Below are 13,087 nucleotides of genomic sequence, written 5' to 3' on the forward strand. Positions count from 1 at the left end.
AGGGGCGTGGAAAATGGTGACGGGTTGGCGGCAGCGCGGAGAGGTGGGGAAAGAAATGCCGATGCGATGCGCCCGGGCAAGGACGGGAAACCAGAATTGGCCGCCAACCATGCAGGCGGTACGGCGGGCGGTATAKCCACCGGGCAACCGATTGTGTGCCGCACGGCGTTCAAGCCGACAAGCTCGATCCTGACGCCTGTTGAAACGATTACCAATGAAGGTGAGGCAGCTGAAATTGTCACCAAGGGCCGCCATGATCCATGCGTGGGTATACGCGGCACTCCGGTGGTGGAGGCAATGATGGCACTGGTTCTCGCAGACCAGAAGCTGTTGCACCGTGCCCAGTGCGGATGATGCGCGGATAATCTTGTTTTATGACAGGCCATTGCCCTATAGGCAGATCACAGGGGACGCAGTAAACCATGCTTGATTTGATCCGCGCGACAATTGGCGCCTATGAAGCTGAAATCGGCCTGTTTATACTGGCATCGATGTTTGTCGCCTTTGCGATGGAACGCTTTCCAGCAGCAGTTGTCGCAATACTGGGTGCCTGTGCTTTCCTGTTTCTGGGCATTATCGATTCTGATGGATTGTTCTCATCTTTTTCAAACACTGCGCCGATAACCATTGGCGCGATGTTTATCCTGTCGGGCGCACTGTTGCGCACCGGTACGATTGACGCGATTGCTGGCATGATTATCCGCCGCGCGCGCAAACGGCCCAAACTGGCCGTAGCAGAGATGTTCCTGGGTGCTTATGTCGCATCGGCTTTTATGAACAACACGCCGGTTGTTGTGGTGATGATCCCGATCATCCTGCGGCTGGCCCGGGCCACCGGTTTTTCCGCGAAAAAGCTGCTTATCCCGCTCAGCTTTGTCTGCATATTGGGCGGTACAACCACCCTGATTGGAACCTCGACCAACCTGATTGTCGATGCGGTGGCGCGCGATTCAGGGTTGGAACCGTTCGGGATTTTTGAAATTACGCCTTATGGTCTTGTCGCGGGCCTTGCCGGTATGATTATGCTGGTGCTGTTCAGTAGCTGGCTTTTGCCCAGTGATGATAGTTCAATTCGTCCAACTGACAGTAACGAAAATATGTATCTGACTGAACTGACCGTGCGCAATGCATCGGCAGACAAAGGCAAGCAACTGGGCGATGTGGCACTGTCCAAACGCGCCAATATTTCGATCAAGGCGATCAAACGTGACGACCTGTTTGTCCGCCATGATCTTGATCAGGTGTATCTTGAACCTGATGACCGCATAGTGGTGCAGCTTGACCTGGCCGAGCTCATGTCATTGCGTACGAGTGATGACTATAAGGTTGGAATTGTACGCAAGGGTGATCCGGGTGCCATGGGAGAGGAAGTCGTCGAAGCGATGATTTCACCACAGCATCCCAGCATAGGCCAAAGCCTGTATGACATCCCTTTCCTGTCTCAGGTCAATGTCCGCATATTGGGACTCAGCCGGTATCGCAACCTGCCGCGCAGTGATTTGCCCAATGCCAAGATCCATGGCGCAGACCGCGTACTGGTGACAGGATCGCAAGAAGACATTGCACGGATGTACGAGAACCAGAATCTGATTGGCATTGCGGAAACTAAGACCCGCGCCTTTCGCCGGGACCGTGCGCCGATTGCCATTGCCGCACTGGCGGCGGTTGTGCTGCTTGCCGCTTTCAATGTCCTGTCGATTGCCGTGGCTGCAATATTGGGAGTGGGCGCAATCCTACTGGCCCGCTGTATCGATGCCGAAGAGGCATGGAGTTCCATTGATGGTAGTGTGCTGGTACTGATTTTCGGGATGTTGGCTGTCGGGCTGGGGTTGCAGGAAGCGGGTAGTGTCGACCTGCTCGTATCACTGTTGACGCCGTTTCTGTCTAATATGCCGCCATGGGCGCTGCTGTTCGCGATCTATGCTTTCTCGGTGTTGATGACCGAAATGATCACCAATAATGCGGTGGCAATTCTGGTTACGCCCATTGTCATTACGTTGGCAGGGGACTTGGGGGTAGATCCGCGTCCATTGGTGGTTGCCGTAATGTTTGCCGCATCGGCCAGCTTTGCAACACCGATTGGCTATCAAACCAACACACTTGTCTATGCGGCGGGCAATTACCGTTTCACCGACTTCTTCAAGGCCGGTATTCCGCTCACATTGGGCGTAGGCTTTGCCACCTGCTTTGCGATTTCATACTTTATGTAAACAGCTTGCGGCGATGTGGCACAGCGTCTAGCCTTCGTCCATAACAATATCGGGCCTATAACAATATCGGGGAGGCATCATGCTGAAATTCTGGTTTGCTATTCCACTGTGGCAACGCGTGATTGCCGCGCTCATACTGGGTGTTGCACTTGGTTTGTACTGGGGCCCGGGCGCCGAAAGTATCAAATGGATCGGTGACTTTTTCATCAAGGCAATCAAGATGCTGGTCGTCCCGCTGATTTTCTTCAGCCTGGTTGCCGGTGTCGCCGCGATAGGCGATTTGCGCAAGCTTGGCGCCGTCGGGGGGCGTGCGTTGCTGCTGTTTGTGGTCAGCGGGCAGATTGCTGTCTGGCTGGGCCTCATGCTCGGTACAGGCGCGGTCAACCTTGGTCTGTTTCCGGACCGTGAGACGCTGGGGACACCGGATGTACCAACGCCTGAACCTAATCCGACAACGCCTGTTGATATGATCCTTTCGATCGTACCGGAAAGCCCGGTGCAGGTCATGGCTGATGTCGCGGTGCTGCCGCTGATCGTGTTTTCGCTGCTGGTCGGCATCGGCATATTGATGGCCGAAGAAGACGGTAAGCCGGTACAAAAGATATTCGACAGCGGTTCGGTAATTATGCAAAAAGTCACCATGATCGTGATGGAACTCACGCCGTTCGGTGTCTTTGCGTTGATGGCATGGGTGGCGGGCACGCTGGGTGTGGACGCGCTGAAGGCGCTCAGCTGGCTGGTGATCCTCAACTATACCGGCTGTCTTCTGATTATCCTCTTGCTATATTCCGCGATGATCAAATTTATCGCCAAACTGCCTGTGGGTGATTTCTTTCGCGGTATCGTGGATGCGATTGCGGTGAGCTATTCCACTGCCAGTTCCAATGCAACGTTGCCGGTTACACTGCGCTGTGCGCGCCGCAACCTGGGCATCAGTAATTCGGTGGCCAGTTTCGTCATCTCGCTTGGCGCGACGGTGAACATGAACGGCACGGCGATGTACCTGGGTCTTGCGACCCTGTTCGGCGCACAGATTTTTGGCGTGGACCTGAGTTGGGGGCAGTATTTCCTTATCTCTATCCTTGCCACTTTGGGAGCAATCGGCGCGGCAGGTATTCCGGGTGCCGGCCTTATCATGATGGCGCTGGTGTTTGGCGCAGTTGGCGTGCCGCTTGAAACCATTGCTTTTGTCGCGGGTGTTGACCGGATCATGGACATGATGCGCACCACCACGAATGTCAGCGGTGACGCGGCGGTGGCGACAACGGTCGCTAGCATGACGGGTGAAATCGATCGTGCGGAAATGATCAGTGCGGACGACGTTTAAGGCCGTATTGCGGGCACTGGTGCCGCTTGCGGCGGTGCTCGCCCTTTCCGCCTGCGCGCATGTACCCGCAGCAACCCCGTCCGGCGAGCTGCGCACGGCAACCGCCTATGTCGATGCCTATAATAGTCGCGACCTGCCTGCCATGCTGGTGCTGATGCACGATGAGGTGCAATGGCTCAGCATCAAAGGCAGCGAGGTAGAGGTTTTCGCCAATGGCAAAGCGGACCTTGCGAAGCAGATGGAAAGTTATCTTGCGTCGCCCATGGTGACCACCAGCGAAATCGATGGAAGCGTGCGTGATGGCCGTTTCGTGGCAGTGCGCGAAATTGCCCGCTGGAGAGATGGTGAAGGAAAATCGAGAGCGCAGTCCGCACTGGCGGTTTATGAAATAGAGAGCGGTCTGGTCCGCCGCGTGTGGTATTATCCGGAGACGCGGTAACTACCGTCCCTTCGGTTTCTCCGTTACTTTCTTTTTGAAGCGGCACAGGTCCGCGACGTTACAGCGCCAGCATTCGGGCGTGCGCGCCTTGCACACATAGCGGCCATGCAGGATCAGCCAGTGGTGTGCATGTGCGCGGAACGGGGCAGGCGTCCCCTTATCGAGCTTCTTTTCGACCGCCAGTGGCGTCTTGCCGAGCGCAAGGCCGGTGCGGTTGCCGACGCGAAAAATATGCGTATCGACTGCAAATGTCTCCGCACCAAATGCGCAATTCATCACCACATTGGCGGTCTTGCGGCCCACACCGGGCAGGGTGGTGAGCATGTCGCGGTCTTCGGGTACTTCACCGCCATGCTCGTTTACCAGTATATCGGCCATGGCGATTACGTTTCTTGCTTTGGTATTATACAGGCCAATTGTCTTGATATGCTCTTTCAGGCTTTTTTCACCGAGCGTGAGCATCTGCGCAGGTGTTGTCACTTTCTCGAACAGCGCGCGCGTCGCCTTATTCACCCCCACATCGGTTGATTGTGCCGACAGCGTGACCGCGACCAGCAACTGATAGACATTGCCGTAATTCAGCTCGGTCTCCGGCGCAGGATTATCGGCAGCGAGGCGGCTGTAAAATTCGAAGATATCATCTTTTTTCATCCCCTCTAAAGCCCCAGCACACCCTTCATCTCATACCGCCCCGCATCTTTACTCACTATCCATTCTGCGGCTTTTACCGCGCCACGGGCGAATATGCTGCGGTTTTCGGCGCGGTGGGAGAGGGTGATGCTTTCGCCTTCGGCCGCGAGTATGACGCTGTGATCGCCCGCGACGGATCCTCCGCGCAGCGATGCATAGCCTATATTGCCGCGTTCGCGCACGCCGGTGATGCCGTCCCGCCCGCGCTCACTGTCTGTGACCGGATCAATTCCGCGCGCTTTTGCCGCCGCGTCGCCGAGCAGCAATGCCGTGCCTGATGGTGCATCAATTTTGTGCCGGTGGTGCATTTCCAGGATTTCGATATCCCAGTCCTCGCCCAGCCGGGTCGCCGCTTCAGACACCAGCGCCCTAAGCATATTGACGCCAAGCGAGGTATTGCCGGTCTGGAGCACGGCGATATGCTCGGCGGCATTGTCGATAAGAAAATGGTGACGCTCCTCAAGGCCCGTGGTGCCGATGATAATAGGTTTGCCTGCGGCGATACAGGCATCAAGGTTGGCTTCCAGCGCGTTCGGTGCGGAAAAATCGACCAGCACATCTGCCTTTGCCGCCAATGGTGCCGGATCATCGCCCTGGTCCGTGCCGCCGGCATAGCCCAGTCCCGCTTCGGCTATTACTGCTTCAATTGCCTGTCCCATGCGCCCCGCGCTGCCGTAAATACCGATATTGGTCATGCGTCTTGTCCTGTCCATCCCATATGTGCTTCATGGGGCAGATGGACAATATTCGCAATATCGTAATCCTGACCGGAGCAGGTGTGAGCGCCGAGAGCGGTGTTGCCACCTTTCGCGGGCCGGATGGTTTATGGGAAGGACACCGGGTTGAGGATGTCGCGACACCGGGCGCGTTCGTGACCGACCCGCACCTGGTACAGAAATTTTATGACGAGCGCCGTGCCAAGCTAAAAACCGTGAAGCCCAATGCGGCCCATGAAGCGTTGGCATGGCTGGATGCCGAATGGAAAGGCGAGCTTTTGCTCGTCACGCAGAATGTCGATGACCTGCATGATCGTGCGGGGTCACGGCGGCTGGTGCATATGCATGGCGAGCTGAACAGTGCCTGGTGTCTCGCTTGTGATGCGCGGATGCCATGGGCGGGGACTTTGCTGGATTTCCCGGACTGCCCTGAATGCGGGCAAAAATACTTACGGCCTGATATCGTGTGGTTTGGTGAAATGCCTTACTATATGGAACGGATTGAAGCCGCACTGGCGGTATGTGACCTGTTCGTCTCGATCGGTACATCAGGCGCGGTCTATCCAGCGGCAGGATTTGTGCAGACGGCCCGGGCCTGCGGCGCAAAAACACTGGAAATCAACCTTGACCCGTCTGAAGGCAGTCATTTGTTCGATGAAAGTCGGCAGGGCCCGGCGGGGACGCTGGTGCCGGAATGGGTGGCGAGGTTGCTACAGGATTAGCCCGCCACAGCCACCATATAGATCAGCCATGCTGCGAGTACGACCAGTGTGAACCATGTTCCGATCACGCCCAACGAGCGGGGCAGGGGCGGTTTGCCCGGGCTGTGCACGGCGTGCAGGCCGAATATATGCAGGATACGTGCAATGATGAATATAGCCGCGATTGCGGCCAGGGCGGTATGATGCGCGCCGGCCATTTCCAGCAGGCCGATCATGATCAGTGCAATCGGCGCATGTTCGGTAAGGTTGCCATGACTGCGCATCGCGGCGATAAGCGGCCGGTTGCCATCCCCTTCACCAAAAGCGACTGCACCCTTAAATCTTTGTCGCACAGTGGCAATGGCCGTGATGAGTATCATAATGCCGCAGATGGCCGCGGTCATGGCCGTTATCGGTAATAGCATGTCTCTCTCCCTGTTCGTGAGGAAGCCTAGCCGGAAATTGTCCCGCATGTCGAGCAGGCTGCATCCTTATGCAGTTTCATCGTACGCATGGCGGGCTTCAGGCCATCGAAAACGTGCAGTCTTCCGGTCTGTTCTTCGCCAAACCCGGTAAGCACGCGGATGGCCTCCATCGCGGCAAAGCTTCCCATCATGCCGACTATTGCGCCCAAAACACCGTTTTCAGCGCAGGTGTCGCAGTCTTCAGCATCAAACGCGTCGCCGACAAAACAGCGATAGCAGGGGGCGTCGTCACGCCAGCCATAAAATGTGCCGATTTGTCCCTGAAACTGGCCGATCGCAGCTGATACAAGAGGGGTTTTTAACTTGTGGCACAGGTCGTTGACGGCAAGCCGTGCGGCAAAGTTGTCGGTGCCATCGAGTACAATGTCCACACCTGCCAGCATGTTCGCGCCATTGTCCGCTGACAGCCGTTCGCCAAGTGCCGCCACTTCCACATCGGGATTGATTTTGGCGAGGGCAGTCTTTGCTGCCTTCACTTTGGGTGTGCCAATATCACTTTCACTAAACAGCACCTGCCGCTGGAGATTGGAGAGCGAGACGTTGTCATCGTCAATAATGGTGATGCGGCCTACGCCCGCTGCCGCCAGATATTGCAGCGCCGGACAGCCTATACCCCCCGCACCCACGACGGCCACATGTGCATCAAGCAGTTTTGCCTGCCCCGCACCGCCAATATGCGGCAATATGATATGCCGCGCATAACGGTCGAGCTGTGCATCGGTAAGGTCAGTCATGATGGCCTATGTAGGCGAGATAAGCTCAGCTTTCCAGCTGTTGCAGCAAAGTGCGCACATCGCCGTCCATATCGGCATCACGCTCGCGCAAATCCTCGATCAGGCGGACGGCGTGGATGACGGTGCTGTGGTCACGCCCGCCAAATTTGCGACCGATTTCGGGATAGGAACGCGGTGTCAGCACCTTGGCGAGATACATTGCCACCTGGCGTGGGCGTACCACGGCGCGGGCGCGGCGTTTCGAGGCCATTTCGCTGCGGTCCAGCTTGTAGAACTGGCACACGGTGCGCTGGATTTCGTCAATCGTGATACGGCGGCGGTTTGCGCTCAATATATCTGACAGCTGGTCCTGCGCGAGTGCCAGCGTCACAGGCTGTCCAGTAAGCTGCGCATAGGCGATCAGCTTGTTAAGGCCGCCGACCAGCTCGCGGACATTGCGGCTGATGGTGCGAGCCAGGAATTCGATCACGTCCTCGCCAACATTGCACGGCGTAAACTGGCTGAGGCGAGCACGCAGGATGGCGCGGCGCAGCTCAATATCGGCGGGCTGCATATCGGCGACCAGCCCCATGGAGAGCCGCGACAACAGGCGTTGGTCCACACCGTCAAGCGCTTGCGGTGCGCGGTCGGAAGCGACAACCAGCCGCTTGCCCGCACCCAGCAATGCGTCAATCGTGTGCAGGAATTCTTCCTGTGTCGACGCTTTGCCGATAATGAACTGGATATCGTCAACCAGAAGCATATCAAAACCGCGCAGGCGTGCTTTGAATTCCATCATCTTGTTCTGCCGCATGGCGGAGACGAACTCGATCATGAACCGTTCGGCAGAGCAATAGAAAATGCGCGCTTCTGGTTTTGTTTCGGCATATTGGTTGCCAATTGCGTGCAGCAGGTGCGTCTTGCCCTGTCCTGTGGGGGCTTTCAGATATAGCGGCGTGAATTGCGGTTTTTCTTCTGCGGCCATGCGCTGCGCGGCGTTGCGGCCCAATATGTTGGCTTCGCCTGTCACGAAATTCTCGAACGTCAGTGAGCTGTCCAGGCCCAGATGCGCCGCCAGCTGACCTTGCGCATCGCCAAACGCGTCCAGGAAATCGCCATTGCCTGTAAAGCCCGCCTGCGTTGCGTCGCCAAACATGCCGGTTGCGCCCTGTCCAGTCGCATGGCGCATATGACCGGAAGCGCCTTCACCGCGCCGCCCGCGTAATTCATGAGTTTGCACACTGCCGGGATGCGCGGAAATTTTCAGGCTACGTACTTCGGGACGCGCGATTTTCCATGCCAGTGAAAGCCGGTCGGCAAAGCGGTCATTGACCCAATTGGCGGAAAAATCGGAAGGCGCGTATAGTTCCAACGTACCGGTATCGCGGCAAAAACGGCCTGGCTGCATCGGGCGGATCCATTGTGCATGAATCTGTCCGCCCAGATCTTTTTTCAAGCCATTGCTGATTTCGGACCAGTCGGCGGCCCAACCGGCTGCCATATCCTCTGCGCTTAACGCCTCGGCTTCGATCGTATCAACATTCTTGTTCTTATTATTCATGCCTTACCGATCACCCATCATGCGCTTCACCACCCCTATTTACCGAAATCGCTGTTCCGGCATCCTGCCCACGTTTCCCGTGTCTGTTTTGTTCGGTTATGACAATAAGATAGCAGGCCGGAAAAATGCATAATCCGGTCGCATTTCATACGTCATAAAAGTAGCGGAGAACGTTTTTGCGTTACTGTCCAAACACAGTTTGCTGATCCGTCCTGCCGGCCCCCGATGACTTAGTGTTTAGACAGTCGCAGGCGAGTCGAGCAAGGGCAGATTTGTAAAAAAAATGAAATAAAAGGTTTGACTCAATAAAATAACGAAAAATTGTGGATTATATAGTTAAGTATATAACAAAAAACAGTTTTTGCAGAAGTCAAAAAAATGGCATTTTGCGAATCGTGGAAAGTCCTGCACTTGTGCAGTGCGGCATTTTTATTGGCCCTATCATTCTGTTCTTGGGGCTGATTCACTCTTCCGCTGCACAATCATTGTAACGCCATGTATCGCAGGTGCGGTGGTACAAAATGCAGATACAAAAAACCCCGCGGCGCATGAAGCGGGCGGGGTCATTGTCGCCGCATTCTCATGCGGGCTAGTGTCATGCTGCTTAACTAAGAGCGGCAATCTGCTTGTTGAGGCGCGAATATTTCCGCGCGGCGGTATTTTTGTGGATCAGGCCCTTGGCGACGCCACGTGCCATTTCCGGCTGAACAGTTGCCATCGCTTCGGTGGCGGCTTTCTTATCGCCTGCTTCAATCGCGGCTTCAACTTTTTTCACATAGGTGCGGATGCGGCCCATACGGTTGCCATTTACAACGGCACGGCGGTCATTCCGGCGGATACGTTTCTTTGCTTGCGGCGTATTTGCCATGTGTAATTACCTCAAAAACTTGTATGTTTTAAAATATCTGATGGACCCTGAGCAGCGTCAATTGCGCGCTGTAGCGCCATGAAGGTGCGGCGTATAATGCGGCTTTGCGGGAAGGTCAATGATTCTTTCGTAGGATTTGGTGTGTTTGCGAGCCATAACTACCGTTGACATGCCTCGCACCAAAATGTGCTGCGTCCGCTCTGGGTGATACGCTGCACAGCGCCGCCGCAATGGCATTTCTCTCCCTCACGTCCATAGACACGCCATTCCTTGGCAAAATAACCAAGTTCACCGTCGGGTTTTGCATAATCGCGTAGGCTTGAACCACCTGCCTTGATGGCTTGCGCAAGGACTTGCTTGATAGCATCTACCAACCCTGCCAGCCGTGCCTTGGAAATATTTCTGGCTTTGCGTTTGGGCGATATGCCCGCCATGTTGAGCGCTTCGCACACATAGATATTGCCAAGTCCCGCGACGATACGCTGGTTGAGCAGTGACAATTTGATGGGTGAAGTGCGCCCCGCGAGCGCGCCATGCAGATAAGCGGCGTTAAAATCATCGCCCAGCGGTTCGGGCCCCATTTTGGCAAAAGCGGGGAAGCTGTCCAGTGCATCCACTTGTACCAGATCGAGTGAGCCAAAACGGCGCGGGTCATTGAGTGCGAGTGTCATGCCGCTTTCCGTCCGCAAAACGAAATGATCATGCTTGCCAATTTCATCGGGCGCAATTCTCCATTTGCCCGACATGCCCAGATGAAAAATCAGCACATCACCGCGGTCGGTTGCAATCAGACCATATTTGGCGCGACGCGACAGGCTGGTAACCGTAGCTCCCGTCAAACGCTGGCGCAGATCGGGCGGCATGGGCCAGCGCAGGTCCGCGCGCCGCGGTGTTACTTCGGCGAGGGTTTCGCCGTCCAGCACGGCCTCAAGGCCGCGTACCGTGGTTTCAACTTCGGGGAGCTCAGGCATGGGTTGGGTGTAAGGGATTAGCGCGCGGGAGGGAAGGGGAGGTTTTGGTTGTGAAAAAACTCTCCCCAAACCCACTTCCCCAGCGGCTCTTTTATCCCTACATAGCCATGCATGACTGATACAGTATCCTTTGGCTATGAAGATATTGACGCGAGTGAGAAACAGGCCCGGGTGGGCGGTATTTTCTCTGGCGTTGCGAGCAAATATGACCTGATGAACGATGCCATGTCTGGCGGCATGCACCGTTTGTGGAAAGACCGGTTCGTGCGCCGTGTTAAGCCGCAGGCGCACGAAGATATTCTCGATATGGCAGGCGGTACAGGTGATATTGCCTTTCGCCTGGTCAAATCAGGCGCCAATGTCACGGTGGCGGATATCAATCAGGAAATGCTGGATGTCGGTATCGACCGCGCCATGCAAACGGGTGAGGACCGGCTGGTCTGGTCACGCCAGAATGCGGAAGAACTGGCCTTTGATGACCGCAGTTTCGACGCTTATACAATTGCATTCGGCATCCGCAATGTAACGCATATCGATAAAGCGCTGAAAGAAGCGCACCGCGCGCTTAAATTTGGCGGGCGTTTTTATTGCCTGGAATTTTCAACCACGCTCTGGCCCGGATTTGGCGAAGTCTATGACGCCTATTCGCACAAGGTTGTGCCGAAACTTGGCGAAGCGCTGGCCGGCGATGCGGACAGTTATCGCTACCTGATCGAATCGATCCGGCGCTTTCCTGATATGGAAAAGTTTGAGGGGCTCATCCGCGATGCGGGTTTCGTGCGTACGAAAGTGGAGCCATTGCTCGGCGGCCTTGTCGCCATTCATAGCGGGTGGAAGATATAGATTGACCCAACCGCGCACGCATATTTTCCGCCTTTTGAAATGGGGCCGGATACTGGCGCGGCATGGCGCGTTGCGCGGGATTGAGCGTGACCACAACACGCCGCCGCAGGTGAAGCGCCTGTGCCGGATTGCGCGTTTCGGAACATTCCAGCCAAAAGAGCCCGATTACGCAGGCGCATTCCGCGCTATTGGCCCGGCGGCGATCAAGCTGGGCCAGACGCTTGCGACTCGCCCGGATATTGTCGGCGAGGAAGCTGCCCGCAACCTGCTCTACCTGCAGGATGATCTGCCACCTGTGGCTTTTGCGGAGATTGAACGGGAGCTGGAGCGCGGGCTGAACAAGCCTGTCAGCGAGCTGTTCCAGTCTGTTGACCCGGAACCAGTGGGTTCCGCGTCGATTGCGCAGGTGCACCGGGCAGTAACGACCGAAGGCCGCGATGTTGCGGTCAAGGTGTTGCGCCCCGGCATTCGAGAGAAATTTGCGCAGGATATAGAGACATATGAATGGGCGGCGGCGCATCTGGAAGATATGGGCGGGGAGGCGGCGCGGCTGCGTCCGCGACTGGTTGTCGCCAATTTCAAGCGCTGGACCCTGCGCGAACTGGATCTGCGGCGTGAGGCGGCGAGCGCATCCGAACTGCGCGAAGCGATGGAAGTGGAAGAGGGATACGAGATCCCCGCGATTGACTGGGACCGCACATCGGGCCGTGTGATGACGCTCGAATGGGTGGACGGTATCAAGATATCGAAACTGGGCGCGCTGAAAGATGCGGGGCATGACCTCAACGGCCTGGCCGAACGGCTGGTGCTCAATTTTCTGAAACAGGCGATTTCGGCGGGTTACTTCCATGCCGATATGCATCAGGGCAACCTGTTTGTGAAAGAAGATGGCACGATCGCTGCGATTGATTTTGGCATTATGGGCCGCATCAACCGGCAGGCACGTTTCTGGCTCGCCGAGATACTCTATGGCCTGACCACCGGCAATTATAAGCGCGTGGCGGAAATCCATTTCGAGGCGCAATATGTGCCGAGCTATCACAATGTTGATGAGTTCGCGACCGCACTGCGCGCCGTGGGGGAACCGACACGCGGCAAGCCCGTCAGTGAGCTTAGTGTGGGGCAGATGCTCGACAGCCTGTTTGCCATCACGCGCGACTTTGACATGCAGACTCAGCCGCATCTGCTGCTGTTGCAGAAAACCATGGTGATGGTGGAGGGGATTGCGACTTCGCTCAACCCAAGCATTAATATGTGGGATGTCGCCGCGCCTTATGTGCGCAACTGGATACGTGGCGAGTTGGGGCCGGAAGCTGCGGTGGCTGACCGTATCCACAACGATATCGATACACTCATGAAGCTGCCTGATATGATCCGGCGGCTTGATGAGCAAATCCCCAAAAAAGGCGGTGCGCCCGATGCGCCCCCACTCCCTGAAGTCGAGCTGATCTGGGACAAGAAACAGTCGCAAAGCCGTAGTTTCTGGCGCTATGCATTCACTGCCGCGCTGTTCGGCGCGGCAGGCGCGGGTGCGATGTGGATGTGGGGTTAGACTTGCGCATA

14 protein-coding genes are annotated in these 13,087 nt (G+C 56.3%); 7 read left to right on the plus strand and 7 right to left on the minus strand.

Annotated elements, in window-relative coordinates; genetic code table 11:
- The 4 genes from G6Q15_RS11160 to G6Q15_RS11175 form a co-directional block, all read left to right on the plus strand.
- Positions 1–354, plus strand: a 354-nt coding sequence (locus G6Q15_RS11160; RefSeq protein WP_164118812.1) for a chorismate synthase, incomplete at its 5' end; no start/stop codon positions are given.
- Between the two features lie 68 nt (positions 355–422).
- Entirely contained in the window at positions 423–2,210 is a 1,788-nt protein-coding gene (locus G6Q15_RS11165) for an SLC13 family permease (RefSeq protein WP_164118814.1), read from the plus strand.
- A gap of 79 nt (positions 2,211–2,289) precedes the next feature.
- Positions 2,290–3,537 carry a dicarboxylate/amino acid:cation symporter gene (locus G6Q15_RS11170; RefSeq protein WP_164118816.1) on the plus strand — a complete coding sequence of 416 codons (1,248 nt, stop codon included), beginning with the start codon at positions 2,290–2,292 and terminating at the stop codon, positions 3,535–3,537.
- On the plus strand, positions 3,521–3,976 hold the full coding sequence (locus G6Q15_RS11175) for a nuclear transport factor 2 family protein (protein ID WP_164118818.1): 456 nt from the start codon (positions 3,521–3,523) through the stop codon (positions 3,974–3,976). The genes G6Q15_RS11170 and G6Q15_RS11175 overlap by 17 nt, the downstream gene beginning before the upstream one ends.
- Here G6Q15_RS11175 and nth read toward each other — a convergent pair whose 3' ends face one another.
- Both nth and dapB read right to left on the minus strand, forming a co-directional pair.
- Complete coding sequence (gene nth, locus G6Q15_RS11180) at positions 3,977–4,627, minus strand: endonuclease III (RefSeq protein ID WP_164118820.1); 651 nt, start codon at positions 4,625–4,627, stop codon at positions 3,977–3,979.
- A 5-nt stretch (positions 4,628–4,632) separates the two neighbouring features.
- Positions 4,633–5,361 (minus strand): 4-hydroxy-tetrahydrodipicolinate reductase, encoded by a 729-nt coding sequence (dapB, locus tag G6Q15_RS11185; protein ID WP_164118822.1) that lies wholly within the window; start codon positions 5,359–5,361, stop codon positions 4,633–4,635.
- Positions 5,362–5,402: 41 nt separating this feature from the next.
- Here dapB and G6Q15_RS11190 point away from each other — a divergent pair, with 41 nt between their 5' ends.
- On the plus strand, positions 5,403–6,104 hold the full coding sequence (locus tag G6Q15_RS11190; RefSeq protein ID WP_164118899.1) for an NAD-dependent deacylase: 702 nt from the start codon (positions 5,403–5,405) through the stop codon (positions 6,102–6,104).
- On the opposite strand, the gene G6Q15_RS11195 is transcribed toward G6Q15_RS11190, so the two are convergent.
- From G6Q15_RS11195 to mutM, 5 genes are all read right to left on the minus strand, one after another.
- Entirely contained in the window at positions 6,101–6,508 is a 408-nt protein-coding gene (locus G6Q15_RS11195; RefSeq protein ID WP_164118824.1) for an MAPEG family protein, read from the minus strand. The genes G6Q15_RS11190 and G6Q15_RS11195 overlap by 4 nt on opposite strands.
- A gap of 26 nt (positions 6,509–6,534) precedes the next feature.
- Entirely contained in the window at positions 6,535–7,302 is a 768-nt protein-coding gene (locus G6Q15_RS11200) for a HesA/MoeB/ThiF family protein (RefSeq protein ID WP_164118826.1), read from the minus strand.
- 25 nt (positions 7,303–7,327) lie between these two features.
- Positions 7,328–8,782: a chromosomal replication initiator protein DnaA gene (gene dnaA / locus G6Q15_RS11205; protein ID WP_240330872.1), complete on the minus strand. Its 1,455-nt coding sequence runs from the start codon at positions 8,780–8,782 to the stop codon at positions 7,328–7,330.
- 664 nt (positions 8,783–9,446) lie between these two features.
- On the minus strand, positions 9,447–9,710 hold the full coding sequence (gene rpsT / locus G6Q15_RS11210; protein WP_164118830.1) for a 30S ribosomal protein S20: 264 nt from the start codon (positions 9,708–9,710) through the stop codon (positions 9,447–9,449).
- 158 nt (positions 9,711–9,868) lie between these two features.
- Positions 9,869–10,681 carry a bifunctional DNA-formamidopyrimidine glycosylase/DNA-(apurinic or apyrimidinic site) lyase gene (gene mutM / locus G6Q15_RS11215; RefSeq protein ID WP_164118832.1) on the minus strand — a complete coding sequence of 271 codons (813 nt, stop codon included), beginning with the start codon at positions 10,679–10,681 and terminating at the stop codon, positions 9,869–9,871.
- A 111-nt stretch (positions 10,682–10,792) separates the two neighbouring features.
- Here mutM and G6Q15_RS11220 point away from each other — a divergent pair, with 111 nt between their 5' ends.
- Positions 10,793–11,524 (plus strand): class I SAM-dependent methyltransferase, encoded by a 732-nt coding sequence (locus tag G6Q15_RS11220; protein WP_164118835.1) that lies wholly within the window; start codon positions 10,793–10,795, stop codon positions 11,522–11,524.
- A gap of 1 nt (position 11,525) precedes the next feature.
- Complete coding sequence (gene ubiB, locus G6Q15_RS11225; RefSeq protein WP_164118837.1) at positions 11,526–13,076, plus strand: 2-polyprenylphenol 6-hydroxylase; 1,551 nt, start codon at positions 11,526–11,528, stop codon at positions 13,074–13,076.
- The last annotated feature ends 11 nt before the right edge of the window (positions 13,077–13,087 follow it).

Origin of the sequence: Sphingorhabdus sp. Alg239-R122 (genome assembly GCF_900537065.1) — a bacterium.
Classification (GTDB): domain Bacteria; phylum Pseudomonadota; class Alphaproteobacteria; order Sphingomonadales; family Sphingomonadaceae; genus Alg239-R122.

What these genes read in the sequence shown, in the direction of transcription:
- mutM (WP_164118832.1), bottom strand. Translation starts at nt 10,681, where the DNA reads ATGCCTGAGCTCCCCGAAGTTGAAACCACGGTACGCGGCCTTGAGGCC.
- dnaA (WP_240330872.1), bottom strand. Translation starts at nt 8,782, where the DNA reads ATGGCAGCCGGTTGGGCCGCCGACTGGTCCGAAATCAGCAATGGCTTG.
- rpsT (WP_164118830.1), bottom strand. Translation starts at nt 9,710, where the DNA reads ATGGCAAATACGCCGCAAGCAAAGAAACGTATCCGCCGGAATGACCGC.
- G6Q15_RS11195 (WP_164118824.1), bottom strand. Translation starts at nt 6,508, where the DNA reads ATGCTATTACCGATAACGGCCATGACCGCGGCCATCTGCGGCATTATG.
- G6Q15_RS11200 (WP_164118826.1), bottom strand. Translation starts at nt 7,302, where the DNA reads ATGACTGACCTTACCGATGCACAGCTCGACCGTTATGCGCGGCATATC.
- dapB (WP_164118822.1), bottom strand. Translation starts at nt 5,361, where the DNA reads ATGACCAATATCGGTATTTACGGCAGCGCGGGGCGCATGGGACAGGCA.
- G6Q15_RS11165 (WP_164118814.1), top strand. Translation starts at nt 423, where the DNA reads ATGCTTGATTTGATCCGCGCGACAATTGGCGCCTATGAAGCTGAAATC.
- G6Q15_RS11220 (WP_164118835.1), top strand. Translation starts at nt 10,793, where the DNA reads ATGACTGATACAGTATCCTTTGGCTATGAAGATATTGACGCGAGTGAG.
- nth (WP_164118820.1), bottom strand. Translation starts at nt 4,627, where the DNA reads ATGAAAAAAGATGATATCTTCGAATTTTACAGCCGCCTCGCTGCCGAT.
- G6Q15_RS11190 (WP_164118899.1), top strand. Translation starts at nt 5,403, where the DNA reads ATGGACAATATTCGCAATATCGTAATCCTGACCGGAGCAGGTGTGAGC.
- G6Q15_RS11170 (WP_164118816.1), top strand. Translation starts at nt 2,290, where the DNA reads ATGCTGAAATTCTGGTTTGCTATTCCACTGTGGCAACGCGTGATTGCC.